Here is a 25,849-nt window from a genome sequence, read left to right as displayed (position 1 = left end):
TAAGTTGATGAATTACACTCCTGTAGTGTATCATGGTTCTTGAGTTTTTAGATTAATCAAGTCAATCTTCATAACTAATCGCTCTTTCACAGGTTTGTTCGTGGTCTATCTTACTTAATAATTAAGCGCTCTTTCCAGAGTATCTTGTAACTGAAGTTCTAAGGGTCGATCGGAGCGAATTTCTAAGCCTGGTAAATCGTGTTTCACTAACAATTTTTCGCCTGTTTCCGCAGTGATGTTCGGCCAGAGTACCCAACGACTGCCTTGGGAAAGAGTGCTTAAACTTGCCGAGTTTTGAGTCAGCCAAATTATCGGGAGTTTCGACCGATTATCGATCGCATCTTCCCCAGCATTAACCGCCGCTAAAGTTTCCAAAACTACCCGGTTGCCCGAAACGAGTCCAGTCGCGGCCGTCCAAAGTTTGACGTTTAACAGGCGCTTGCTAGCATAGAAGTAAAGAGACGCAGCAACTGTCACGGCTCGTTCAAATTCTTCTGGCTGCCACGCCGCAGCGCTGTCGAGAGCAATAATAATTTCTTGACCGCCGGCTGCAACTTCTAACTCTCTTACCCGCAGTTCTCCGTAGCGGGCGCTGGTGCGCCAGTGAATCAGGCGGGTCGGGTCTCCGTGGCGGTAAGGTCTCAGGTTGCGGGTGAGGCCTTCGGTAGCAGTTTGCGATCGACTGCGATTGTAAAATTGCGGGCTGTCTTCTTGACCGATGCGATCAATCAAAGGGCAAGTGCTCAACGGCAAAACTTGTGGATACACAACCGCCACCGCTTTGACTGGGCGGCTGCGTCGGCACCAAAACAACCCTAAAGGTGCCGCCGTCCTCAAGTGTACCTCTTGCCACCGATAGACCCCGCGCTGCCGGACTTCTAAATAGTATGTCTCCCTGTATATACTGTTAGGCTCTATGACTTCGATCGGACGGACGACGGGTTCTCCCAATACAAACGGCAAGATGTCTACCACTTGCAACAAAGTCTTAGGTTGGCGGGCGCGATTTTCGATTTCTAGTTCGACGGTGATTTGATCGCCCGCACTCACCGGTTCGATGGGGCGGCGACGGACTTCCAAGGAACGGAGCGATTTTCCAGGCAAAACCGCCGCTACTGCCAACAGGGCCAAACCCCCACCGCTGAGGACGTACAGCCACCCAGACATTGTATTAGTTGCCGACCCAAAAAAGAAAACCGTCATCCCCGACAGCAGCCAACCCGCGTAGGCGGGGGTAACAGCGCGATTTTCGAGCCAGTCGGCGATTTTGTGACCGATGTTCATAGGAGTTGAAATTGTTAATTACTCGATCGCCCCATCAAGCCTAATTGTAAAATATTCTCAGCATTTAACACCGAATTAGCTGCGAGCGATTAGATTAGAAATCGGGCATTTTTTCGCAATAAATCTACATTGACCCCGCCCAAAAACGGACACAAGCCCCCGACACTCAGTCAGGGTCGAGCCCCAAATTTTAGACTCTAGTTCCTGCTCCCAGATTAATCTGTGGAGTAAATCTAAAATCTAAAATCTAAAATCTAAAATAAACTGACTGGAGACAAAACAATGAACCCATTAAACAATCCTACACCTCTTCGACCAGAGGCTCAAGCCCGCCGAACACCGCCCCCGCCCCCGCCCTTGGCTGCAACACCCGCGCCTCCTCCACCCGCGCCGAGTGCGCCCCCCGCAGCCCAGCAGCAGCGGTCTGTCGAGACACCCGTCAGCACGATCGAACAAATGGTCAGAGATGCCCATAGTGCCTCGGCTTCCGACATTCACATTCGAGTAGGCCAAGTACCTCGATTTCGGATTCGGGGCGTGATGCAAGTAGCAACTAACCACCCCAAAGTAACGCCAGAAATTTTTGAACAGTACCTAGCCGAAATTCTCACCCCCGAACAGCGAAAACAGTTTGCAACTACCAAGGAATTAGATTCAGCAATTTTTTACCCTGGCTTCGTGCGGTGTCGGCTAAACTGTTTTGAGTCCCTCAGCGGCGGTGCCATAGTATTGCGGTTGATTAGTTTGGAAATACCTACTATCGATTCCTTGAGGTTGCCAGAAGTTTTCAAAAGTATCATTTTGCGATCGCAGGGATTAATATTAGTTACAGGGCCTACCGGTTCGGGGAAATCGACAACCGTAGCTGCGATGATCGACCACCTCAACCAGATGGAGCAAAAGCACGTAGTTACAATTGAAGACCCGATCGAATTCATTCACCCTTCTAAAAAATGCTTGGTCAGCCAGCGGGAAGTCGGCTTGCATACCCACGAGTTTCAGCAGGCTTTGCGCGCTGTTTTGCGGGAAGATCCCGATGTAATTCTGATCGGGGAAATGCGCGATCGCGTTACCATCAATACAGCGTTGCAAGCAGCTCAAACTGGTCACTTAGTATTGGGAACTCTCCACACTCGCAGCGCCATTAACGCTCTTAATCGGTTGTTGAACCTCTACCCGCCCGAGGAACAACAGGCGATGCGTATTCAAATTTGCGATTCTTTAGTAGCGGTAATTGCTCAACTTTTGCTACCAACAGTTGACAACCGTCGGGTAGCAGTTCACGATATTTTGGTGAATACACCTGCCATGCACGATTACTTGATGAAAGGTGCTGATGATGAAGCTTTCCGATTAATGGAGCATGATACCTACGAAGGAATGCAGATTATCAACCAGGGTCTTTACAAACTCGTGCTTGAAGGCAGAGTCACGATCGAAGAAGCGGCCAAAACTTCTCCCGAACCCAGCGATTTAGACCGTCGCTTGCGAACAGGAGGCTACGATGTTGGGGATGCTCGTGGCTTTGAAGGCAGCAAAAAAGAACGCATTGTTCGCGCCTAGTAGCAGCACACATACAGGGGTAGGCACTGCAGGACTACCCCACCCATCAAGTAACAAAATTTTCAGCAGAGGGAAATATTTGATTCGAGCTTTTGTGCGTATCTTTACTTAAAATTCAACTTTATTTAGTAACAAAAAGTACATTTTACTTAAAAAGTACAATGCTATAATCAATGTCGAGTGTATTGTTAAGTTTTTTTAAACGTAGACCCTACTTTACATAAACTTTAAAATTGCGTGAAAACTCGCAGGTGATTGCAAAGAAATAGTAAAGATATGTTCCGAGTATTGCCAACACTCAGCAATTTAAGTATATAGTTGTAGTGACCAATTTTGGACAGAGAACATTCCGACTTTGCTTATATTTGCCGATCGCAAAAGTAAGCAGGTTACACAAGCGCTTAATAAAACTACAAGCAGAGCCGATGGCGTATCTTTCCGATTAAGTAGCTTTCCGTCTAAAAAATCCTAAAACCAAGCAGACTTTTAAAGATTCTGTCCCTCGAAAATTTGTTTAACAACTCGCTTATCAGCAACTGTATTTCTAGAATTTAAAGGAGCAAAAAAAGTGAAGAGTGCATTTAACCAAAGAGAAGTGTTTGAAGGTGCCAGCAAAGCGGAAATAATTGAGCGCATCCAGCAGCTAGTTCCGCCCGGTTCCCCAGAACCCCAAGATCCTGAAATCCTCGCGACCTTACAAACTCTGACCGCACAGCTAATCGCAGCCTATCAAGCCGATGGACAATTAGAAAGCGAACCTTTTAGCGACGTGCGCGGTCGCACTATTCACCTATACGCATCCGCAGTCAGCAGCCAAATCAAAGGAAAAACCATCCTCATCACCGGTGGAGAAGGATGTGTCGGTCGTTTCTTAATCGCAAAACTCATCGAGTTAGGCGCAACTAAAATCATTTCCGCAGACAACGCCCGATGTCAAAACCCCGAAGAAAATCTCCCGCTTTTTAACCGAGAAGGTGCTGTAACTTTCTATGCCGCCGACATTCGCAACTTGGAGGCGCTCAAACACATATTTGAGGTAGAAAAACCAGCAATTGTTTTTCACCTAGCAGCCCAACGCCAACCCGGACTAGCTGAAATCAAAATCCGAGAAACAGTTACAACCAGCCTGTTAGGATGTAAACACATCATCCAACTCTGCGAAGAATACGGCGTAGAACACTGCATCTTCTCTTCTACAGGCAAAACATCTCGATATTTTACAACCGAAGTTTACGCCGCCTCGAAGAAGTTTGCCGAATGGCAATTTGCCAAAGCAGCTCAAGAAGGAGATGTGACTTACGGGATGGTTCGCTTTACTCATATGTTGGAAAATAGCTTGTTCTGCGAGCAAATGTCCAAAAAAGTAGAGCAAGGTAAAACAGTCAACGTTCACGCTCCTCACCGCTACGTAACGGCTCAAAATCTTTTTGAAGCCGTACATTTATTGCTTAATTCTCTGGTTGTGTCCGTTCCCGGAAAACTGAAATTTGTTGCCGTAAGTAATCTCGGGTGGCCGACAGAAACCTTGGAAGTAGCTCTTTATAAAATTCTTGAATCCGGCAAAAATCTGCCGATTTATTTTCAAGGACTTTTGCCGGGATATGAAGAACCGTTTTTCCTTGGACAATTTGACTGGAAAAAACCTACCGACATTCACCTCTTAATTAATGTTTTGGAAGATCCTTTTAGAAGCATTAACGATACTGGCGACATGGTGAGTGTAGAATTAGCTCCTTTTTCTTTGCGCGTGTTAGATAAACAAGTGTCGAAGCTCGAAAGCCTAATCATCGATCCAGATTTCCCCGAAGTGCAAATCAAGCACGCTCTTGTCGCAGCGGAAAAAGAAGTGATTGCTTCCTCTTTTGCGTGGAGTGCCCCTGAAGACTTGTTGAAGATTTTGCAATGGGGAATCAATCCGAAGAAATTGCAAGGTTACGGAACGGAAATCGCTGACTATAGCGAGATTATCGAACTCCTCCTGCAAGGAATCTGCGGGCGACTTAACCAAGAAGTCTTGCACAGTGCTGGAGTTACGACAGATGAGTTTGATGACTTAGTTGAGAGTCTTTCTACCCTGGATTTGATTCAAGCAGAAGTGGGATATTTGCGATCAGTGTCGAGATATCTCAGAGAATTTGCACCCCCCGCACAGTTCACCACAAAAAAATCTGAATCTGTTGCTATCCGCGATGCTGCATAGCTTGAACATAGTTTTGAGTTTGGAGATTGCTTGATGACTGCCCACCCACAGGAGATGAATGAGTTATATCGATTCCGGTTGCACGAGCGAAATGCTTTTTAACAGTTGACTCGGGGTCGAAAAACTGAATGATTGAGTGTTAACTGTTGATTCGATTTTATTATTCCGATGAAACTGGATTTGATGTTAAACATCGCCTAAGTGTTTAGTGGATTAAAAACAGAACATCCCGAAACCTGGTTTCTAAAAGAAACCAGGTTTCTCCCGTGTGGGCTTGTTTTAAATTTAATTAAATTGATTGACTTAACCTTGTCAGAATCCACATGATATAATATTATTTCTGATTGAACAACCGCAATCAAATTAATTTGTAGTGAGGACGCTCGTCCTAGTAGTTTTAGGAGGACTTAAGTCCTCACAACAAAGGTGATAACGGTGATTTTTTGCAGGCATGATAGGATGATACTTTAGATAGAGTGGCGCAGGGACTTAACAAAGGGGCATTTAAATTAAATAAGATCCATGAACGCCACGAATTAAATTAAATTAAGGTACTAGAATTGTGGAAATTAATCAGCTACTGTTCCTATTGATTGATGTTGCGCTATGGGCGATCGCCCTGATCCTTCTAATTCCCGTTGCAGTTCTATTTCTAGAATGCAGTGCAGCTTTCTTGTCCGGCCAGGGCGAGACAGCGGAAACTAAAGCGCCCCGCCCCAAAGTAGCAGTTTTAATTCCCGCTTACAACGAAGCAGCAGGAATTGCCGCCACCATCTCCACCATCTTGCCACAGCTAACACCTCAAGACCGCTTGTTAGTGATTGCTGACAACTGCACGGACGCCACGGCAGAAATCGCCCGTAACTGCGGTGCAAGTGCGATCGAACGCCAAGACACACAACGCAAGGGCAAAGGATACGCACTGGATTTTGGCTTGCGGTCGATCGAATCAGACCCCCCAGAAGTAGTCATCATGGTTGATGCAGACTGCATCTGTCAGCCAGACTCTATAGAAAAATTAGCCCGGGTTGCAGTTGCTGAACAAAGACCAGTGCAAGCAACATATCTCATGGAACAGCCACCCAATCCTACTCCGAAAGATTCCATTTCTGCTTTAGCATTTCTTGTGAAAAACTTAGTCCGTCCCAGCGGATTAAAACAGTTAGGATTCCCATCATTACTAACAGGAACCGGCATGGCTTTTCCCTGGTCGATAATTCGATCGGTTTCCCTAGCTAGCAGCAATATTGTTGAAGATATGCAGATGAGTTTGGATTTGGCGATCGCCGGACACCCAACAGTATTCTGCCCCGAAGCCAACGTTACCGGGTGTTTGCCACAGCAGCAGCAAGCAGCTAAAAGTCAAAGAACCAGATGGGAACACGGTCACATACAGACATTGTTAACTCAAACTCCCCGGCTGACAGCAGCTTCAGTCGAGCAAAAACGTTTTGACTTATTGGCGATCGCCCTCGACTTATCCGTCCCTCCCCTATCGCTTTTAGTCGCTATCTGGCTAGCTGCTTTTGCCGCCTCTTTACTAGCAGCAATTTTGGGAACATCCCCAATTCCAGCCGTCTTGTTAGCAGTACAAGGATTGCTGATTTTAGTTTCAATTGTCGGCGCTTGGGCCAAATTCGGGAGGTCCGATATTTCCGGTTCCACTTTGTTATCTGTACCTTTTTACATCCTGTGGAAAATACCTTTGTATCTGGGTTTTCTCCTGAAGCGCCAAACCAAATGGGTGCGGACAGAACGCGATGTTTAATATTTAGATTGATAATTGGGAACCGCAGATATCAGCAGATAAACACAGATTAACGCAGATAGAATTGTATCTGCGTTCATCGGCGTTCATCTGCGGTTAAAAAAATCTTATAAAAACTAAAAAAAACTTCACTGCTTCACGGGAATTTCAATCACAAACTCAGCCCCTTCACCGGGCGCAGAAAAGCACATTAGCTTCCCGCCGTGTTTCTCTACTACAATCTGATAACTGATACTCAGCCCTAAACCGGTACCTTGGCCCACCGCTTTTGTAGTAAAGAAAGGGTCAAATATTCGCGATCGTACTTCCTCCGTCATTCCCCGACCATTATCAGCAATGTAAATTCTCACCCAGTTTTTGTCGCATACCTCAGTCCGAATCTCAATCTTTCGCTCAAAGATTGGAGATAAAGGATTTTCTAGTTTGGCAGTTGTCTCCGGCCGCCCAACTCCTAACTCCATTGCATCAATTGCATTGCTCAAAATATTCATAAACACCTGATTTAACCCAGAAGCATAACAATTTACCTCCGGCAGTTGACCGTACTCTTTAACTACCTCAATGCCATGTCCGACTGCATCCTTTTTCAACCTGTGCTGCAAAATTAGCAGAGTCGAATCAATCCCGGAGTGAACATCCACTGGTTTCATCTCGGCTTCATCCAGGCGTGAGAAATTCCGCAGGGACAGCACAATATTGCGAACGCGATCGACCCCAACCTGCATTGATTTTAGAATTTTGGGCAAATCTTCTTGAATAAAAGCGAGGTCAATATCTTCTGTTTTAGCAACAATCTCAGGATTAGCATTCGGGTAAGACTCCTGGTAAAGATCAATCAATCCCAGCAAATCCGAGCTATAATCGTTAGCATGGAGAACATTGCCATAAATGAAATTAATCGGATTATTAATTTCGTGAGCAACCCCCGCCACCAACTGCCCCAAAGAAGACATTTTTTCAGTTTGAATTAGTTGAGTCTGCGTCGAGCGTAATTCGGACAAAGTAACTTCTAATTGTGTCGCTTTTTCTCTCAATTGCCCCTCCGACTGTCGCAAAGCATCCTCCGCTAACTTGCGATCCGTAATGTCCTGTATCGTCCCAAATAACTTAATCACCTTACCGCCATCAAAAATAGCTTGCGCCTTAACATAAATATATCTGACAGCTTCATCATGGCGCAAAATTCTCAATTCAAACTCACAAGGCTTTCCTAACTGAATAATCTTCTCTAATCGCTCTAACCACAACTGTAGGTCATCGGGATGAACTTGCTTCCTATGTTCTAAAATAGTCGGTTCTGGTAGTTGAGGGTCAAGACCAAAAATTCGGAATACTTCCTCAGACCAAGTTAATTTATCCCCCTCCAAATCAAATTCCCAGTTGCCGAGGTGCGCCAGTTTTTGAGCTTCTTGCAGCTTAGCTTCTTTAGTTTTTAATTCCTGCGTGCGCTCTTCTACTCTCACCTCCAGCGTCCGCGAATAATCCTCCAACTGTTCCTTAGCCGCCGACAAATTAGCAACAAGTACGGCATTCTCCAGAGAGATAGCCGCTTGGGAAGAAAGCATTTTTAACACCTCCAATCTGGTTGGATAAAACGCTTCAAAAGTTAAATTATTTTCCAGATAAAGAATGCCTACGAGTTTGCTTTGATTCAGAATGGGAGTACAAAGCGCCGATTTCACTTGCCGTCTTTTAATATAGGGGTCATCTGTAAATAGACCTTCCCTAGCCGCCTGACTTAAAACCACATCAGAGTGCGTCCTTTCAACATAATTAATCACCGTTATTGGCAAAACTTCCGCTGGAGCAACTGTCGGACATTGCTCAACTGCAACATCCGAAGACTCCACCGATGCCGCTGCTTCAATCCGCAATTTTCCGTCCTTGGGCATCAGGAGAAAACCTTTTTGCGCCCCAGCATTCTCAATCACCATTTTCATTAACTTTTCTAACAACTTGTCCAACACAATTTCACTAGCTAGCGCTTGAGATGCTTTAACAACAGTTGTCAAATCCAATAAACTACTGTGACTGCTGCTAGTGCTATAATTAGTGCTAGTAATAGTTCGATCGGCGCTGGCTTTTCCCACCGATGCAGGCGGTAAAGAACTCGGATACTGTGACTCCAAATGTTTTACCTTGGCGGTTGCTCCCCAGTGAATATAGCCATAGTAAGCATCTATCAGATAAGTCTGAGCTACTTTATTTCGACCGTTATCTAGATAAAATTCTGCAGCTAGTTCATTGGCTAGGGCTTCTTCGTGGATGTATTCATGGTTCGATGCTCCTTTCACCGCTAGATCGTAATACTGAGCAGCTTTTTCAGACTGTCCCAATACTCGCGCTTTCTCGGCCTCTACTAAGTCATATTTATGCTGATAATTTCCCGGAGAGTTCAAAGCCCAATGCTTCATTTTTTTCTGAAGCGAAGCAACTTTTTTTAAATGTTTTTTCTGTTCAATTTTTGAAGCTGTGGGATACAAAGCTAAGAGCGCTAGGGAATAGTAAAAATTGTGGATGGGAACATACATCGAAGACATCGCACCCTCAGAATAATTTGATGCTGTCGCGGCATTTTCCGCAGATTTAGCATAATCTTTAAATAAATAATTTAGCCATGATTTATATAAATATACTACAAATAATACCAGATTATTTTGACTCTCCCTTAAAGCTGGCAGCATAGTTTCTTCATTAAATTCTTCTCCCGTCAATAGGCAATTATTTGCTGTTTTACCTTGCAAGTTTAAGACAGCTTGCGCCCCAACTTTGGCTTGATAAATCATAATTTCATTTTGATAATTCAGCAACATTTGAATATATTGATTCTGCTTAGTTTCCACGGAGTCCAGAGGTTCGCCGCTCAAAAATATATAATTGCTATAAAAACTAGCACAATAACAAGCATTGCTGACATCTCCAGTTTCTAGTCCGCTCTGAATACCCTCAATTAAACCTGTAAAACTTGCTCGGCCACCCTCAGACCAGTGACGGATTAAACCATTAAAAATTAGTGAAATTTGAGAGTTGTGCAAGTTGGTGTGGAATCGTTCTAAAAGTGCCTGAGCCATTTGACCGTATCGGTATCCAGCATCCATATCGCCTAACACCCCACACTGGAGCAAACCATAGTTTGCATATCCGAAACTAGATAGCGGCGCATTTCCGTATTTAAGAGAAAGTGTAACCATTTTAAAGACTATCAATGGGAACATATCGGGTGCTGCTACAAAAGTAGCCGGACTCATGTTCATTAAAATCCGTAGAACCGCAATTTTATTAGGGTCAGCCATTGGTGGCAGTTCCAATAAATCCTCAATCTGCTTATTTCTTAAAGCTAGTTTTGTCAGAAATATCTCCTTGAGTATCTTCAATTTTTGTGGGGTTCTTGGGATGTACACTCCCAGCATTTTTAAAGCTTCTATAGCTATATCTATCGAAGCTTGGGGTTGATTTTGATTAAAGTAAAAACTAACTTTTAGCTCGTAAACTTTGACTTTTTCTAGCAAATTTTTGGCGTGTAATATAATAATTTCTGATAGCTGGAACGCTCGCTCAAAATCGGTATTTATATAAGACAATTCCAGCGCTTCGGTATGGAGTTCCACGATTAAATCGTAGTGACTCTGCCAAGCTCGTTCGAGTAGAAGTTCTAGACCTGCATTAAAATATTTTAGTCCTGCTTCATAAGCCGCAGAACTCTTAGCTTTCTTGCCAGCTATCAGATTAAAGTTAGCTAGTTCATATCGCTGTTCCTCATTTGTGATGAATCCCACCCCGATATTGAGTTGGTTGACAATATCAAAAATATTTTCTGCTATCTCCGATGGCGGGGTTGAATTCAGCAGCAGGGAGCCGATTTTTAAGTGGGTTTGTTTTTTCTGGGAGTCAGGGATGAGAGAATAGGCGGCTTGCTGTACGCGATCGTGCAAAAACCTGTAATCAATTGAGCGTTGCATAATCGCGGGATGATTTTGATTGTTTTGTGGGATGGGCGTCCCGCCCCTCCGGTATGTTTTCACAATTTCCTCATCAAGCATCGGAATTTTGTAAGCATCGCTCATTGGCAGAATTAAACCAGCTTGAAGCGCATTCCATAAATCAGCCGCCGTTTCCGAGCCAGATTTTTCCCTAACAATTGCCAAATTTTCTAAACAAAAACGGTTGCCCATACAAGCAGCTAACTTTAATACTTGCTGCGTCTCCTCCGGCAGTTGTTGAAGATTCCGAGCAACTAATTCAACTACACTGCAATCTGCAAGGCCAGCGGCTTCAATTTCCCCGATGTCCCACTGCCACGCACCAACAGTGAAATCAAAAATTAACAGTTTTTCGGAGTGAATAGTTGAGATTAGTTGAGTTATAAAAAATGGATTTCCGCCAGTCTTATTAAAAATTAACTCTGTCAAATGATTTAAGTTTTCGGTTTCATTACCCAAAGTATCCCGCACTAGCTCAGTGACGCTACTCAACTCTAAACACGGGATGATAATGTTATGCACAGCAGCACCAGTCTGTTGAATTTTTTCGACAGTTTGAACTAAAGGATGAGTCGAATAGACTTCGTTATCTCGATAGGCTCCTATCAGTAAAAAATATCTGCTCTCCAAGTCTGTTGCTAGTTCCTGAATCAATTTTAAGGAAGCTAAATCTGCCCACTGCAAATCATCCAGAAATAGAACTAAGGGGTGTTCTGCTTGGGCAAACACCTTCAAGAATTCTTTGAACAATCGATTAAAGCGATTTTGAGATTCTGTCGGCCCCAATTGTGGAACAGCAGGCTGGGAACCAATTATTAGTTCGACAGAAGGGACAACATCAATAATAATTTGACCGTTTTGACCTAGCCTCGACAAGAGCTTTTCTTTCCAAATTGCCAACTCGTCTGAGCTTTTTGTTAATAACTGCTGCATCAATGACTCAAAGGATTGAGTCAGTGCAGCATAAGGAATATCTCGTTTAAATTGGTCAAACTTGCCAGCTATAAAATAACCCCGCTGCCTGACAATTGGTTTGTGAATTTCACTGACAACTGAAGTTTTGCCGATGCCTGAGTAACCGCTTACCAACACCATCTCTGTTTTCCCAAAGCTGACTCGCTCGAATGATGCCATCAAATCAGCGACTTCTTGTGTGCGGCCGTAGAGTTTTTGGGGAATCAAAAATTGACCGGATTTGTCAAGTGTCCCTGGAATGAAAATTTCTATTTTGCCAGTAGTTTGTAGCTGAGTTAGACAATTTTCCAGGTCGGCTTTTACTCCAAAGGCACTTTGATATCTGTCTTCGGCATTTTTAGCTAATAGTTTCATGACAATGGATGAAACCATCTGCGGGACTTCATTGTTTCGTTGATAAGGAGGAACTGGCGTTACCGCAATGTGGCTGTGAATTAATTCTAATGGGTCGGTTGAGTTAAAAGGCAAATCTCCTGTCAGCATTTCATAAAAGGTGATGCCTAGAGAGTACAAGTCTGTTCGGTAGTCGAGGTCTCGGTTCATCCGACCGGTTTGCTCTGGGGATATATAGGCGAGAGTGCCTTCTAGCACGGTGGCATTGCTATTTTGGTGGACTTCTCTAGATAGGCGCGTTGCCATGCTAAAATCGGTGATTTTTACTTGTTGAAAATCTGGGGTAATGATAATATTTGAGGGTTTTATATCTTTATGAATTATCTGGTTTTGATGCACTTCTCCGAGAGTTTGAGCCACTTGAATAGCCAGCGGCAAAAACTTCTGAATTTTAATACTTTTACCCGCGAGATGGTGTTTGAGAGATTGACCGCCACAATCTTCTAATATGAAGGCGAAACTGTTTTTATATTTTTCTAAGCTATAGGGTTGGACAATCCCTTCGACTTTGAGATTTGAGCTAATTTTGTATTCATGTCTCAAGCGGGTTATTTCTTCTATTGTGGGATATTCGGTATTGAGTGTTTTAACGATGACTGATGCTCGATCTGATTCCCTGACTGCGCGATAAATGATGGATTTCACACCAAGTTGAACAACTTCTGTGATTTTGTAACCGGGAAGTGTATTCATGAGTTTTATTCTCTGACGAAGTTTTGGGTTAACATTGCGCTTGATATCGGGCGGACGGTACTTAAGCATTTTATATACTGAGTAGTTTATAATACTTAAAATATTTTAAAACATAAGTAATTACTCAGAGTCTTTTTAGAGAGAGAGATGCCTAAACTTTGAGATGGCATGGAGGGGCGGACAGCAGAAGATCGGGTTTTAACTTCGACTTAATCATGTACCGTCTGACACCTCACTCAGTTGATTACAATATTGTAACAAATTCTGTGATATCGATCGCACGCATGAAAGACAAATCCTTATGAATTCAAGGTTTAGCTAACTTTTTGACCCTTGTTACCAAGAAAAAATTAGACGCCCGGGGGCTGGAAAACATTGGTTTAGGCGATCGAGAACACAATTTAATATGACGTGGGTCATAAACAAGTATGATTCAGATAACAAATTAATAGTGATCAGATTGCTAGCATATTTTGATAATCAGGTGTATCAGAATGGAAAAAGTCCTAGCATTAATTGAAAAGAAGAAGCAAGAATTTGCTTCTTCGGGGCTATTCGAGTTTATGCGAGACCAAAGTATAGACCCAAGACAACGCCTAGCTTTCGCTCCCTGCATTGCTCCTTTCGTGATGAGTTTTGGTGAATTTAACAAGTATGTGTTCCGAGAAGAGCCAACCAATGATCCTCTTCAGGCAATAGTTAACAATCATACTTATGAAGACGATCATCACTGGTTGTGGTTTTTGGAAGATTTGGAAACACTGGGTATTAACAAAGCGGTCAAGTTCAGTGATGCTTTAAATTTTCTCTGGAATGAAGAAACTAAAGCTTCGCGGTGGGTATCACATCAAATTTTTCGCTCCGCTTTTGGGGCAAGTCCGATCGCTAAGTTAGCAATCATGGAAGTGATAGAAGCAACTGGTAATGTGTTCTTGTCGTTGAGTTTGTAGCTGTTTACGATCGCGGTCAAATTAGCAGGGTAAAGTGTTACGTTAAGAACGGTCAGCGGTTGCCTGTTACAGGATTCTACGGTTTGCTGATTGATATTTTGAGCCGCACTGAGTACATCGAACAAATTTACCGGCAGTTGGTGCTAGTGTTTAAGGAACGTTTTTCTGTGCAACACGCACGAGTAGCACTTCATCAAGCCCTTGGCTGTTTGGAAGTGATGGTGAGTTCTGGTATTGTCAAGGCAATATTAAACCCCGACTTGTCTAAATTGAATATTTCCATACCTATGGAAGGCGAGTTAATTCACACTCACAGGGATGCGAATTAAGGCGCTACCAGAAAGCTTGACCCCAAACCATCTCAAATCTTAAAAAACAAAAAGTCTGAAGCTGGAAAATTCCAACTTCAGACTTTTACTAACTCCCCGGGTAGGATTTGAACCTACGACCAATCGGTTACACTTATCCCAACGTTTCCGAAGGGCGCGGACTATTTCATCATCCCTACAAATCATGTTTGTGATCTGTCGTCGGATGTCGGGCGCTATGAGATTTATTGGTTAGGCTCCTCATCTCTAGTCTCTGCACCTTTCCGGCTACTTGCGATCGTAACCGCTGCCTTTCGCCAGACTTGGCTCAAGATTGCCGCCACCCGAAGTGCTGCGGTTTCCTTGAATTCACCCGATTTTTCAGTATCCGTTACCGGATAGAGCTGCTATGTCACTAGGGCTTTTGGTTTATGCCAAAGGCTTGCATTCATTACAGCCGACCGCTCTGCCACTGAGCTACCGAGGATTGGGGGTTTTTGTTACCCACATTTACTAACAATAGCTGAACTTACTCGATTTGGCAAGGCCTTTGAGAAACTTTTTTTTTATCAGACAGCGAGCGGGTTTCAGCAGTTAATGCAGCCCCATTCTCAACTTGGCGAGGCGCTGCTGGGATTCTGGATCGAGGGAACTGGCGAGAAAGCGACTGGAATTTTGTTTACGGGATTTTTGCCGGCGCTCGCTGCGGCGGGCGGTGGATTCTACGTCAGCCGCTAGTTGCTCGGCGGACATCCATTCGGCACCGTAGCCGACTACGGTCAATTGCTGCGCTCGGTCTGATGTGGCGACAATCATGCGGCCTTTGCCTTTGACCGATCGCAACTCGTAGCGCAAACTAGCACAAGATTTTTCAATATAAGTATCTGCTGTCTGACCGAAGTCAGTGTAGTGCACCGATAAATTTTTAGTAATAATTTCTTTAACGCCGGGAGTATCTCGATAGTGCGCGTCAAACACCAGTCGAGCCTCAAAATCTTGAACGGCGCTGTAGTTAACTAAAATCTCTATTAACTCGCGGCGAGCTGTTTCGAGTTCGTCGCGATCACGCTTCTCTCGGAGTCGAGGCCAAAGTCCAATTATGTTATAGCCGTCTACAAGTAAAACTGCTCGCGATACATAGGTTGACATGGTTCAAGGCTGAATAGCTCCAGCACATATAGGACGTTATTTGCATTGTTAATCAAAGCTTTTCTTCAATATTATTACCTATTGATGTGTAATTGCTAGGTTACATGGCAATAATTAAACCCCCCAAAGCCAGCTTTACCTGAGTTTTGGGGGGTTAGATTAACCGATAAATTTTCCGGCTTATTCGGCAGATTCCAGGGATACGGGCGATGGCTTACGCCCCGCTTCGCTACGTACAACTGTCGGCAGGGATATTTTCTCAACAGCAGGAGTACAACCGAGCCACTGCACCGACAATTCCGCAAACTGCTGCGGGGGGCCGCTCACGCAAAAACGAGTCGGTAGCGCAGTACCAGGATTTCGCAGCCCCAAAAGCTCCAATTCTCTGGCAGCAGCAGCCACCACCCGTACCGCAGGATCGATCAATGTCACCCCAGCAGGCAAAAGCGAGCGAAGCACAGGAGCCAACAGCGGATAATGAGTGCAGCCGTAAATCAGCGTATCGATGCGCTGCTGAATCAAAGGAGCCAAATATTCCCGAGCCACTTCACAAGTATAAGGGTCGTGAATCCGGTTTTGCTCAACCAGCGGCACAAAAGCCGGACAGCTAACCTGCCACACCAGGCAAGAATCGTCCATCTCCAAAATCGCATTTCGATAAGCATTGCTAGCAGCCGTAGCAGGAGTTGCGATGACCCCGATCCGCTTGCCTTGCTGCACCGCAGCCTGCGCCCCCGGCAGAATAACTCCCAGCACCGGGATATCAAATTCAGCCTGCACCATCTCCATAGCCAAAGCAGAACTGGTGTTGCAGGCCATAATGACCATTTTGACATCCTGTTCCACCAACCAGGCCATAATTTCGCGGACAAACTCCACAATTTCCGACGGCGTGCGAGTGCCATAAGGCAGCCTCGCCGTATCTCCAAAATAAAGTATCGATTCGTTGGGCAATTGTTGGTACAACTGGGTCAAAACAGTCAAACCGCCCACGCCGCTGTCAAAAATACCGATTCTTTGTTGTCCAGAGTCTGTTGTCATTTGTTAATAGTTAGTTATCTGTTGGCAGTTGGCAGTTGGCAGTTGTCAAGTGTCTGTTGACTGTTGACTGTTGTCCAGAGTCTGTTGTCATTTGTTAATCGTTTACTGTGGCTAATAAAAAATAACCAATAACATTAATCAACAGTCAACAGTCAACAGTCAACAGTCAACTGCCCACTGCCCATTATCTTTGTTGAAGATAAAGCAAAATGCCGCGAGCGATCGAAGCCGCCATTTGACTGCGGTAAGCTGGATCTGAAAGTCTAGCGGCATCCTCAGCACCCGTGACAAAACCCACCTCCAGCAAAACAGAAGGCATAGAAGTCTTTCTTAAAACATAAAATCTCGCCTGCCGCACCCGGCGGTCACTCGCCCCCGTTCCCTCCAAAATACTGGCGTGAATCACCCTCGCCAAATCTTGGCCGTTATTGAAATAATAAGTCTCAATCCCACTGATATCAGGCCGGCTCATATTAATCGCATTAGCGTGAATGCTGACAAACAAAGTAGCATTCACCCGTTCCGCCAAAGAAACTCTGGGTTCCAGGTCGATTTCGCTGTCATCAGTCCGAGTCATCACCGCCTGCACTCCCTGCTGTTCCAGCAGCCTCGCCACCTGAAACGAGATATCCAAAACAATCTCCTTCTCCTGAATGCTCTGAATCCCGACTGCCCCAGGATCGCGGCCACCGTGACCAGGATCGATCGCTACTACGGCGCGGCGGTTAGAAACTTGGGGCAAATCGTCGCTTCCGAGAGTCCTTCTCGGCGGCGACAAATTGGGAGTGCGAGTCAAAGGTTGCTGCGCGGTAGCATTAGAGCGCAACTGCAAAGACAGCAACTGCGGGTTTGGTCTCGTCACCCTACCTACCTCTACCCCAGATCGCGGCTGCACCCAAATCACCACAGTCTCCGCATCTTCTTGGCTGGCAGTAAACGATACAGGACTGTTGCCATCAAGCTGAGGAATTTCCCCGGTTAGGACACTAGAGGCGATCCTGATCCAGTAAGCTCTCGACCCTTGATCCCACCCGCTGGTATATGAGACTTGGCGGTCAGTTCTCACCACCAGTTGCGTGCCGTTACTGGCTAAATCAATTGACTGAACTCTCGCTAAATTTCCTTGAGCTTGTCTAGCCGGAGGATCTACAGTCAGGCTGCGGGAAACCGAGGGCTGTCTTACTACACTTCCAGGCAATAGCACAACCCCGCCCAAATTGCTCACAGACGCCCGCCACTGAGTATTAGGACTCTTCATCCGCAAAGTCACGCGGGTAACGGGCGGGTCTGTTGGCAGTTGCCGGACTTCAATCTTGTCAACCCCGTGCTGACCGTTAGTTTGAGGCTGTTGGCTGCTTAGGCTTGGAGCTAAACTCGCTCCTTCAATATCGAGGGTGGCGATGTCCCCTGCCCGACTTTGTTGAAAATTAATTTGGGGGCGACCGCCCGCAGTGCGGACTAAAAAACCGTCCGCCGTTACCTGAACGTTTTGAACTACAGTCGCCTCGGCAGACTGGGCTTGGGATGCTGAAGGTTCAACTGATAACCTTTCTCCCCCTGGCTCTGAAATCGGATTTTGAGTTTCTGCCCGCACCGGCGTTGGCAAATCCACTGTCCACTCGCTCGGAGAAATACCCCGGAATTTTACTTGCTGAGGGTCTATAGTAAACCCGTCTCTGATCTCGACCACAATTCTGGTCGTATCGTTGTCAAACTGACCTACCCGCACCGATTCGATCGCCCCTGAGAGCGGTTTGCTGACCGAGGGACGACCCAGACTTGTCCCCGGCAAGTCGATTACCAACCGCATCGGGTTGAAAATCAGTTGAGCCTTGGGTTGTACTCCCCCATCTGTTGTAATGTAAAGCCGGTTCTCTGAAGCATCAAACCGCCAAGATTGCAGTCTAGCTGCTTCGGCGGCTCCGGCGAGCAAAAATACACTTAAGAAACTCGGTAGTAGCCAGTGGAATTTCACGACAGTTTTTTCCTCGTTTGCGTTACTGCCAAAAGCTGGAAGGGCGCTGCTTGCCCGATCGGCTTTCAGCAGTTAGCCGCCAGCAGACCGGGGGCACGGGGGCCGTCAGTTGTTGGCTAAATTGACTTTTTTATGAGTTAACAGGCTCCAAAATGCCAGATCCCGGCATTTTTGAACTTTCCCGTATACTTGGGGGCGATCGGTTATAAGCAGACTGAAAGATTGTTGGCACAAGGGAAGGTATTTATTTTTAGGAGCAAGAAACAAGGTGTTTCTTGAAGCTAGAAGGTACAAGTTAGAAGGTACAAGTTAGAAGGTAGAATTTTACCGTTCTTCCAGGGAGGGGTTTCATAGCTCTTTAATGTTGGCGAAGCTCGTTACGGCAAGGGTTATAATCCGCTTTACACTTGCGTTTTGTTCTAACTTTTCCTAAACTACCTCAATAACTTAACAACTTACCTCGCGAGCAATCCGGATTTTCAAGATTTAGGTAACTTTTCAAGGCCGCCAAATGTTAGTCCCAGATAAACTGACATATTCTTTAGGTAAAGCTTTTTTGCTAACAGATTGACAGTTAAATACAACTACATATCGCCCTTGCTCTCTTTTTTTCTGAATTTTTAAATCAGGGATTTTCGGTGCTGCTTGAAACTTAGTGGGGCGATCGTGATCGCGCCCGCCAATTTAACATTATGATAGCTAGTCCATGTTTTCAGCAGTAATCGGAGAGTTTTGTGTGTTACTTCGGTCGGCAATGCTTTGTACTTTAGACTCTTTTTGAGTGAACGATCTACACCCAGAACATTGGTTTGTTGACCTGAGAAAAAGTTTTGACCGTAGATATAGTAGTTATCGCAGTTGTAAAGTTTGTTGGACAGCAAAGACAATCGATCGGCTTCTGGGTAAAACCTGTGATTTGGTTTAATGACTTGCCTTTCGACTAACTGCATAACTTGGATGTGTACTACCAGTTAGAGAAGATACACTATATTGGTGATTGTGTCAATCTCTGACCTTCTAAAAACAGGGTCAATCAATAACAGTAGATACATGACATCACAGAAAGACGGAGACTTACTTTCCAGCAGGAGTCGTCCACAGCCAAAAAGTGGTTTAGGTTAGTTCAAGCCTCTAGATAGCGGCTGGGGAGTCAATCGATTTGAGATTTTAGATTTTAGATTTTAGATTTTAGAGGCGACCCCACGGATAAATGCTCTTTCTTGAGGATTTTCGATTTTCGATTTTGGATTGATTCCACGGATAAATCACGTGGCGGGTACCACCTTTGAAATTCGTGGTCAATCTGGAACCTCAAATCGACTGACTCTCAAGATAGGGAAGTTTTGTACTATAGCAACCGCCCTGACGGTGAGGACGTTCTTAATTTTTGAAACCTAAGCGGTCGATTGCACCTTCTTGCAGGACTTCTTTTTACCCGCTCCGCTTCGCCGCTACAGCCTTCAACATCTGCTATACCATACCACCGGTGCGATCGAGTTCTAGCAAATTTATTTCTGAGCGGGACCGATACCTGCAAGTTATTTTTTTCCCTTAGTAATCCACGGCCTCATGTCTAATCAACAGTGCTGCAATTCGCTCTCGCCCATAGGTGCAAAATTCCGGCTCATCCAGTTCAAAATTGCTTGATTTACTTGTTGCGGGCATTCATCCTGGGGACAGTGGCCCGCATTGTCTAATTCAACTAGCTCTACATAATTGGGATTGCATTCGACAAATTGGTGGGGTCGGGCGAAGCGAGGGGGAATCATCCGGTCTTGTTTGCCCCAAATTAACAGCATGGGAATCGTTAAATTTCGCATCACAATCTTGACACTGGGGCAAAATTTTGAACTGCCTACAGCTTTAAATAAAGCGCAGAAGGCGCGGGCTGCTCCCCGATCGCCCGCAGGTCCTGCTAGAATTTCCACTAATTCGTCGGTAACAGCTTCGGGGTTGGAGTAGGCAAAGCCAACCCAGCGACGGACAAAAGAAGGCTTGCGGGCAAAATAAAACAAAGGCCTGAGTACGATCGGAGAAACAAACAAACTTTCAACCGCTTCGATCGCCGGAAGCAGCCATCCGGGCACCGCCTCGGCTCGCACAGAGGGGTCTGGGAGGCTAATCATCACCGTGCCGGCCACCATGTCCGGGTGAGCTGCGGCTACGGCCAGACAAATTAGCGAGCCGATCGAGTTTCCTGCCAATATTACTGGCTCTCTGATAAAAGTTAGCCAAAAATCATAAACTTGATCAACCCACAAAGAGACAGAGTAGTCGATCGGAGCTTTTTGGGAAGCGCCAAACCCTAACAAATCCAAGGCATAAACGGTTTGGTTTTCGGCGAGTTGGGCGAGATTTTGTCGCCAGTGACCGATCGAAGCTCCAAACCCGTGCAGTAAAATAATCGGCGTTCCCGATGCGCGCGGGGCAATTCCCTGGGCCGTAGAATCTTGAGATTCGAGCGCGTCTTGATTTCGTACCCCATCGGGCCGCAAATAAGTGTAGCGAGTTTGCCAACCCCGCCACATCCAGTCTCGTTGAGTTCCCACCCGTTGGTGCCACAGCAGAGAATTTGTCAATTTTGCCTCAGAGCGCAACATAAATTTACACTTGCTTATACCTATTCTACAAGGCAAATCAGGCGACTTGGGGGACTTGCCAGACCGGGCGAGATGGGCTATGAAAAGCGGTTTTACCTCATCCTTAAGCTTTTACCCTGAATTTTTGACGGTTTTCTCATCAATCGGGCAAGGGGGCGGGCGATCGTGTGTGAAGTTAAAATAAAACTAGGCAGAAACTCAGCCAGACTGAGTAGAATAGCAAGTATTGTAAGAATTCATTTACGATCGTCCAAATATTCCCCAAGGCTTTAGCGGAGGGGACACAGGGCGCGGTAGTACGTCCGGTAAGGGTAATACCTTACAAAACAGTTTGATCGTCAATCGTGAAATATTGACCGCTCTAATCTGTAACTATCAAGAAGCTTCGCTATTAAACTACTGCTTGTAAAACCATTCATGCCTGTGATTGAAAGAAGACAAAATCGCAACCTACCCCAGATCAACGAAAATATTCGATACCCCAAAATCCGGGTGATCGATACCGACGGCGCGCAACTAGGGATATTGACGCCTGCAGAAGCGCTGCGCCTGGCAGAAGAAAAAGAACTCGATCTCGTACTTGTCAGCGACAAAGCTGACCCGCCCGTATGCCGGGTAATGGACTATGGGAAGTACAAATTCGAGCAGGAAAAGAAAGCGCGAGAAGCAAAGCGGAAGCAGCACACTGCCGACGTGAAGGAAGTGAAGATGCGCTACAAAATTGAAGAACACGACTACCAAGTGCGCCTCAAACTAGCAGACCGCTTTATCAAATCTGGGGACAAAGTAAAAGCCACGATCATGTTCAGAGGTCGGGAAATCCAACACAGCAACCTAGCAGAGGACTTGCTTAAGCGCATGGCCACAGATTTGCAGGAAATCGCAGAAGTGCAGCAAGCCCCCAAAAAAGAAGGACGCAGTATGATGATGCTGCTGTCGCCCAAGAAAGTATAAATAGATAGTCATCAGCTATCAGTCATCAGTCATAAACTGGTGACTGATAGCTGATGACTTCCGAATTTAGTCAGGAATAAGCTACCACACAGGGAAATCAACGCTGCATGGAAAATTTTCAAATCAGCGGTTCGGCGGGAGTAAGACAAGGAGTGCTGCGATCGCTCAACCTGCGATCGGAAGAAGTAGAGCGAACCGTACTGATGTTCGTCGTCTACACTCTAACCTCCGTCGGGCTGATCTGGCTGGAGCTCAGCACAGTAGGTCTTTTTCTAGATGAATTTGGTGCAGATAAAATGCCCTGGATTTACATAGCCAGCGCGTTTATCGGTTCTGGCTTGGGATTTGTCTACTCGTGGCTGCAAAAAATCCTGCCGCTAAGGCGCACCGTAGTCGTTGTTCTGGCAATGATGTCGATACCGCTATTTTTGTTTCGATTCGGCATCGGCTATGAAAATACTAAGATAGCTGGCGTCAGCATCGCTTTTATTACTATTTTTTTGATGTGGCTGTGGGTAGAAGCTTGCTATGTCCTCAACGACCTTAATACTTCTATCACTTCCAACCAACTTTTTAATATTAGAGAAATCAAGCGCACCTATCCGCTAGTCAGTAGCGGCTATCTAGTAGCTGGAGTAGTCAGCGGATTTTCTCTGCCTGTTTTGCTGTACGTAGTCGGACTCAAAAACGTTACCCTCATATCGGGGTTGATGGTGGCGACAGGCTCGGTGTTGCTCTACTACCTCACGGAAAAATACAGCCAAGCATTCCCGGAAACGGCTCACTGGACTGATGACGACGAAGACGACGACCAAGAAGAATTTACCGCCCGCAAAGTTACAGGCCCGCTCCAAAAATACGCCGTACCTCTAGTCAGTTTCTTCATCCTCGCAGAAGTCGTCTACGTGCTGGTAGATTTCCAATTCTACAGCCAGCTAGAATACCAAAACCCGGGGGACGGAGCTAGCTGGATCGCTAGCTTCCTGGGCATTTATGAAGGCATACAAGGCCTGTTTCAAGTGGCGACTCAGTGGTTCGCTTCGAGCCGGTTGGTGGAAAGAATCGGTGTATTCGTGACGGCGATGATTTTGCCGGCGGGCATCGCTATACTCGGGGTGCTGACCATAGGAGCATCTCTAGGCCAGCTAGTATCTGTGTTCATCGGGCTGATTTTGCTGAGATTTTTAGACGAACTGCTGCACTACACGCTTTTGGAAACCGTTAGCCCGGTTTTATTTCAACCGATTCCCGACAATATTCGATCGGGAATTCAAACTTTGGTCAACGGTGTAGGCGAACCTTTGTCCTGCGGAGCTACAGGAGTAGGCATCCTGATTATGCTGTGGGTGACAGGCAAGATACTCCCCCAGCAAGACGAAAATGTATTTCACGACCAGCAAAGCTTGATATTTATTGGCGTTATCGTCATATTGGCACTGTTGTGGGTGTTTGTCGTATGGTTGATCCGCTCTCAATACGTGGGTTTGTTGGTCAAAAGTGCAGAACGGGGGCGCTTGGGTGTCACAGACGTTGACCTCAAAGCTCTCAAGCGCGCAGTGGTGGAAACTCTACAAAAGCCGGGGGGCGAAGATGAAAAGCGCTCTTGCATAGAACTCCTGACGCAAATTGACCCCAAAAATGTCGGAGAAGTTCTTGCTCCCATCCTCGATTCGCTGTCGCCAGGTTTGCAGCGCCAGAGCTTGGAAACGATGCTGCAACACCCGAACCCCGCATATTTAGAAGCTGTCCGCGCACTTTCGCAGCAATCCTTGCCGCCGGAGGTTCTGGCCTTGGCTTTGCGCTACATCTGGCTGACGGAAGCTGAACCGAATATTGAGAGCTTGCGGCCTTACTTGCAGCCGACGGTCGATCCGGTGGTGCGGGGTACGGCGGCTGCTTTAATTATGAGAAGGGGCGATCGCCAGCAAAAAGCAGAGGCTACTAATACGCTGCGGCAAATGCTGACTCACAAGCAAGAGCGGGAACGTGTTATGGGGACGCGGGCTCTGGGAGAAGCTGATTATTTGCAAGGGCTGCGGCTGTACATCCCCAATCTGTTGCAAGATGAATCTCTGCGAGTGCGCTGCGCTCTGTTAGACGTGATTTCGTCTACTCATTCGGAAGAATATTATCCTTCGCTGTTGCGCGGACTTGGTTACAAATCGACTAGGGAAGCGGCTTTGCAGGCTATAGTCAAACTTCACAACGACGCCATTCCTTTGCTCGTATATTTGGCTGAGGACATCCACAAGTCGGATTTGGTCAGGTTGCAAGCTTGGACGGCTCTGGGTCAAATTGGCACTCCGGAGGCGATCGACATTTTGGTGAGCAATTTGATGACGGCTTGGGGAACGACGAGGCGCAATATCCTCCGCATCCTGTTGAAAATGCCTTCGGAAGCGGGGATAGAAGGGGTTCTAGACCGCATCGGCCGTAGCGGCTTGGAAACTCTTATCGAACAGGAGTTAATGTTTATCGGTCAAATTTATGCAGGTCTGGTAGATTTGTCTGGGGTAACAAGCTACGGCAATTTCTCAAAGCGAGAGGCCAACAGCACCGAGGCACCTGGGAACGATACGGCTCAATTGTTGCAGCGGGCTCTGGCGGGGTTGGAAGCTGATGCTAGGGAGCGGTGTTTTTTGCTGATGAAGTTTCTTTATCCGCTGGACACGGTACAAGCCGCTGCTTTCAACATCGCTTCTGGCCAACCTTCTTTGGTTGCTAGGGGATTGGAAATTCTCGATAATACTGTGGATATAGCTAGGAAGCGATCGCTCATCAATTTGTTAGATCAACACTCGGAAAGAGAAAAATTGAGCAATCTCTCCGAATTGATGGTTTACAAACCTCTACCCCCTAGCGATCGTTTGCGCCGCTTGCTAGAATTGCGCCACTTCCTGTCGGATTGGGCTTTGGCCTGCTGCTTTCACTTGGCGAGGGAAGCGCGCTGGAGTCTTACGGCTCAACAAACTCTTGTCTGTCTGCAACACCCGACGGGTTTTGTCCGCGAAGCAGTGTTAGCCTATTTGAAAATAGCCTCGCCGCGGGCTTTAGTCGAATTGTTGCCCAGGCTGCAAAATGACCCCGATAATTTGGTATCCGCTCAAGTTGAAGAGATGATGGCAGAGTTGGGTGCTGGGGGAAAAAGGTAAAGAAGGAAGAAGGAAGAAGGAAGAAGGAAGAGGGAAGAGGGAAGAGGGAACACAAAGAAACTATGCCCAATGCCCAATGCCCAATGCCCAATGCCCAATGCCCAATGCCCAATGCCCAATGCCTCTTCCTTTGTTTAAGTTTAAATTAATCACTGCATCTCATTATGTTAACCAGCGTCGAACGCCTATTGTTTGTGAGGGAGGTTCCGATTTTTAAGGAACTGCGGGATGATTTTCTTGTGCGTCTAGCATCGGTAATGGATGAACTTTCGTTTCCTTCCAAGCACAGGATTTTTACGGAAGGACAAGAAGGTCGCTCTCTCTATATTTTGGTATCGGGAACGGTGCGCGTGCATATAGGCGATCGGGATTTGGCACAGTTGAAAGCGGGGGCTTGTTTCGGGGAAATGTCGCTGTTTGATGCAGAACCTCGATCGGCTTCTATTTCTACTCTCGAACAATCAGAGTGTTTGATGCTGACTCAAATGCAGCTATACGATGCGATTGATGAAACGCCGGGAATTGCGGTGAATATTATTCGCTTGCTTTCGCGCCGGATTCGGGAGTTGAATCAAAAGTTGAATGCTAAAGAAGCCATGATGCCTCCTACAGAGACTGTGAGAGTTCCTGAAATGCGATGAAATTGGGGAATTGGGAATTGTGTTTTTAGTCGATCGGTAATTCTGCACAATTTATATTCTGTAAGCTGCCAATAGCGAGTACGAATACGTACAATCTCTCTGGTAGATTACACAATGCCACGGTAATCGCATCTTAATAGAGATATTTACAGCACTTTGCGTGACTAAGAGGTACAGTAACAGCAGTGAGCAAAATAATTTTCGATTTGCTTACTTGAACATA

General features: G+C 45.9%; 15 protein-coding genes. 8 read left to right on the top strand and 7 right to left on the bottom strand.

Annotation, left to right across the window (positions count from 1 at the left end; translation table 11 throughout):
- Positions 1-114: 114 nt before the first annotated feature.
- Entirely contained in the window at positions 115-1,284 is a 1,170-nt protein-coding gene (locus QUA36_RS09195; RefSeq protein WP_333456978.1) for a DUF58 domain-containing protein, read from the bottom strand.
- A gap of 282 nt (positions 1,285-1,566) precedes the next feature.
- On the opposite strand from QUA36_RS09195, the gene QUA36_RS09190 reads away from it, so the two are divergent.
- The 3 genes from QUA36_RS09190 (at position 1,567) to QUA36_RS09180 (ending at position 6,815) form a co-directional block, all read left to right on the top strand.
- Complete coding sequence (locus QUA36_RS09190) at positions 1,567-2,847, top strand: PilT/PilU family type 4a pilus ATPase (protein ID WP_333456976.1); 1,281 nt, start codon at positions 1,567-1,569, stop codon at positions 2,845-2,847.
- A gap of 568 nt (positions 2,848-3,415) precedes the next feature.
- On the top strand, positions 3,416-5,047 hold the full coding sequence (locus tag QUA36_RS09185; RefSeq protein ID WP_333166370.1) for a polysaccharide biosynthesis protein: 1,632 nt from the start codon (positions 3,416-3,418) through the stop codon (positions 5,045-5,047).
- 562 nt (positions 5,048-5,609) lie between these two features.
- Positions 5,610-6,815 (top strand): glycosyltransferase family 2 protein, encoded by a 1,206-nt coding sequence (locus QUA36_RS09180; RefSeq protein ID WP_333456974.1) that lies wholly within the window; start codon positions 5,610-5,612, stop codon positions 6,813-6,815.
- A 128-nt stretch (positions 6,816-6,943) separates the two neighbouring features.
- Here QUA36_RS09180 and QUA36_RS09175 read toward each other — a convergent pair whose 3' ends face one another.
- On the bottom strand, positions 6,944-12,856 hold the full coding sequence (locus QUA36_RS09175) for an AAA family ATPase (protein WP_333456972.1): 5,913 nt from the start codon (positions 12,854-12,856) through the stop codon (positions 6,944-6,946).
- Positions 12,857-13,350: 494 nt separating this feature from the next.
- On the opposite strand from QUA36_RS09175, the gene QUA36_RS09170 reads away from it, so the two are divergent.
- Together QUA36_RS09170 and QUA36_RS09165 are read left to right on the top strand one after the other, a co-directional pair.
- Positions 13,351-13,806, top strand: a complete 456-nt coding sequence (locus QUA36_RS09170; RefSeq protein WP_333456971.1) for a hypothetical protein — start codon at positions 13,351-13,353, stop codon at positions 13,804-13,806.
- A gap of 59 nt (positions 13,807-13,865) precedes the next feature.
- Positions 13,866-14,135, top strand: coding sequence for a hypothetical protein (locus QUA36_RS09165; RefSeq protein ID WP_333456969.1), 270 nt, complete (start codon positions 13,866-13,868; stop codon positions 14,133-14,135).
- Between the two features lie 573 nt (positions 14,136-14,708).
- Here QUA36_RS09165 and QUA36_RS09160 read toward each other — a convergent pair.
- The 5 genes from QUA36_RS09160 to QUA36_RS09140 form a co-directional block, all read right to left on the bottom strand.
- Positions 14,709-15,263, bottom strand: coding sequence for an NYN domain-containing protein (locus QUA36_RS09160; protein ID WP_333456967.1), 555 nt, complete (start codon positions 15,261-15,263; stop codon positions 14,709-14,711).
- A 180-nt stretch (positions 15,264-15,443) separates the two neighbouring features.
- The gene (gene murI, locus QUA36_RS09155; protein WP_333456965.1) at positions 15,444-16,304 is read right to left on the bottom strand and encodes a glutamate racemase; all 861 of its coding nucleotides are present in this window, start codon (positions 16,302-16,304) and stop codon (positions 15,444-15,446) included.
- A 184-nt stretch (positions 16,305-16,488) separates the two neighbouring features.
- On the bottom strand, positions 16,489-18,279 hold the full coding sequence (locus QUA36_RS09150; RefSeq protein ID WP_333456963.1) for an N-acetylmuramoyl-L-alanine amidase: 1,791 nt from the start codon (positions 18,277-18,279) through the stop codon (positions 16,489-16,491).
- A gap of 620 nt (positions 18,280-18,899) precedes the next feature.
- Positions 18,900-19,229, bottom strand: coding sequence for a hypothetical protein (locus QUA36_RS09145; protein WP_333456961.1), 330 nt, complete (start codon positions 19,227-19,229; stop codon positions 18,900-18,902).
- Positions 19,230-19,856: 627 nt separating this feature from the next.
- Positions 19,857-20,879 carry an alpha/beta fold hydrolase gene (locus QUA36_RS09140; protein WP_333166344.1) on the bottom strand — a complete coding sequence of 341 codons (1,023 nt, stop codon included), beginning with the start codon at positions 20,877-20,879 and terminating at the stop codon, positions 19,857-19,859.
- A gap of 417 nt (positions 20,880-21,296) precedes the next feature.
- Here QUA36_RS09140 and infC point away from each other — a divergent pair, with 417 nt between their 5' ends.
- The 3 genes from infC (at position 21,297) to QUA36_RS09125 (ending at position 25,626) form a co-directional block, all read left to right on the top strand.
- Positions 21,297-21,833, top strand: coding sequence for a translation initiation factor IF-3 (gene infC, locus QUA36_RS09135; RefSeq protein ID WP_006635262.1), 537 nt, complete (start codon positions 21,297-21,299; stop codon positions 21,831-21,833).
- A gap of 107 nt (positions 21,834-21,940) precedes the next feature.
- On the top strand, positions 21,941-24,985 hold the full coding sequence (locus QUA36_RS09130) for a HEAT repeat domain-containing protein (protein ID WP_333456960.1): 3,045 nt from the start codon (positions 21,941-21,943) through the stop codon (positions 24,983-24,985).
- A 164-nt stretch (positions 24,986-25,149) separates the two neighbouring features.
- Positions 25,150-25,626 (top strand): Crp/Fnr family transcriptional regulator, encoded by a 477-nt coding sequence (locus tag QUA36_RS09125; RefSeq protein ID WP_190660410.1) that lies wholly within the window; start codon positions 25,150-25,152, stop codon positions 25,624-25,626.
- The last annotated feature ends 223 nt before the right edge of the window (positions 25,627-25,849 follow it).

This window comes from Microcoleus sp. Pol10D4 (assembly GCF_036701555.1).
Taxonomy (GTDB): Bacteria; Cyanobacteriota; Cyanobacteriia; order Cyanobacteriales; family Microcoleaceae; genus Microcoleus.
The sequence above is the reverse complement of the archived record's forward strand: the minus strand, read 5'-3'. Positions and strand labels throughout refer to the sequence as shown.